Source organism: Ferruginibacter sp., from assembly GCF_014377975.1.
Classification (GTDB): domain Bacteria; phylum Bacteroidota; class Bacteroidia; order Chitinophagales; family Chitinophagaceae; genus Ferruginibacter.
Genome location: NZ_JACMOO010000410.1, coordinates 1 through 1702 on the forward strand (window position 1 = coordinate 1; position 1702 = coordinate 1702).

Consider the following 1702-nt stretch of genomic DNA (forward strand, 5'->3'; position numbering starts at 1 on the left):
ACTGCACCTGCCGAAAGTTTGCTGGCTGCCACAATCATGGCAGCAATATCGGTTGCTTCCATTATCCGATGCTGGGAGTTATCATAATTGCCCCACGAATCGGTAAGCACTGCACCGGGATAAACCGCTGCAACTTTAATGTTGTAAGGCTTTAATTCTTCCCGTAAATTTTTACTAAAACCCATCAATGCAAACTTGCTGATGCTGTAGCTTCCGCCATTATTGTAAGCCTGCAGCGATGCAATGGAACAGATATTAAAAATGTATCCTTGTTGGTGCTCCAGCATAGCCGGTAATAAAGTTCTGGTAACATGATAGGCACTGTACAAATTAGTCTCTATCATTTGTTCCAGCATACCATCCGTTTCGTTGTGTACACTGCCGGGCAAAAACACGCCCGCATTATTTACCAGGATGTCTACAGCTGTAACCTGTTTGTTAATCCAGTTTCCAAAAGCGATTGCTTCCTCTTTTACCGATAAATCGGCAGTGGTTGAATTAACTGTTGCACCCGAATATTGCTGGCCTAATTCAGTTACCGTCTTGTTTAATTGCGCTGCATGTCGGGCACACAAAAAGAGGTTGGCACCCTCAGCCGCAAAGGCTGCTGCAATGGCTTTGCCCATGCCTTTTGATGCACCTGTTACTACAATATTTTTACCTTTTAGGTTGCTTGTGTTTAAATTCATATCAAAAAATTTACATTGTTTTTTTGTTAAGTAGCACACAATTTTAGCCGGGTAAAGTAATAAAACAGCAATTTTGTAGTTATAACAGGATTATGAAATACAAACACCTTTTTTTTGACCTCGACCATACCCTCTGGGACTTTGATGCCAATGCCAAAGATACACTGATTGAAATTTATGCATTTTTTAAACTGGACGAAAAAGGCGTGGTACCTTTTGAAGATTTCTACAAATTGTATAAAATTCATAATGAAATTTTGTGGGACAGATATCACAAAGGATTTATTACCGGCGAAGAACTTAAATGGAAAAGAATGTGGCGCACTCTGCTCGAATTTAAAATTGCAGACGAACCCCTGGCCAAAGAAATGAGTGAAAAGTTTTTGGAAATACTGCCCACCAAAAAAATACTATTCCCCCATACCATAGAAATACTGGACTACCTGTCAGCGAAAGAATACCAGCTGCACCTGATTACAAATGGTTTTGAAAAAATACAGTGGAGCAAACTTAACAACAGCGGGATGAGTAATTATTTCACTCATGTGATAACCTCAGAAAAAAGCAACAGTTTAAAGCCGAAAAAAGAAATTTTTGAATATGCTCTAAACAAAACAGGTGCCCGTTTGCACCAAAGCATCATGCTGGGTGATAATTTAGATGCGGACATTCAAGGTGCAATCAATGCCGGTATGGACAATGTATTTGTTAATCACATCAATATTACCACCACGATGCAACCAACTTTTACCGTTAGCCATCTTCAACAGTTGACGGCTATATTCTAAAATAAAATTCCCCTGCTGGAAGGAAGGGGAATTTATATTTAGTTCAATTAATTTTTACAAATTGGCTGTCTTTTCTTTTACAGCTTCTTTTTCTTTTACTTCTTTGTCTTTGCTGCAGGATTTTCCGCTCTTTGAACAAGACTTTTTACAATCTTTTTTCTTTTTGCCATTATCGGCAAATGTTACGCTGGTTACCAGCAAAGCCGCAGTGGCTAATAAAAATAA

General features: G+C 38.8%; 2 protein-coding genes. One reads left to right on the forward strand and one right to left on the reverse strand.

All coding sequences use genetic code 11. From position 1 onward, the window contains the following. Positions 1-689 (reverse strand): SDR family oxidoreductase (locus H7254_RS20030; RefSeq protein WP_301934664.1); only part of this gene is annotated, 689 nt, incomplete at its 3' end. A gap of 92 nt (positions 690-781) precedes the next feature. Here H7254_RS20030 and H7254_RS20035 point away from each other — a divergent pair. Beyond that, positions 782-1477, forward strand: coding sequence for a YjjG family noncanonical pyrimidine nucleotidase (locus H7254_RS20035; protein WP_301934665.1), 696 nt, complete (start codon positions 782-784; stop codon positions 1475-1477). The last annotated feature ends 225 nt before the right edge of the window (positions 1478-1702 follow it).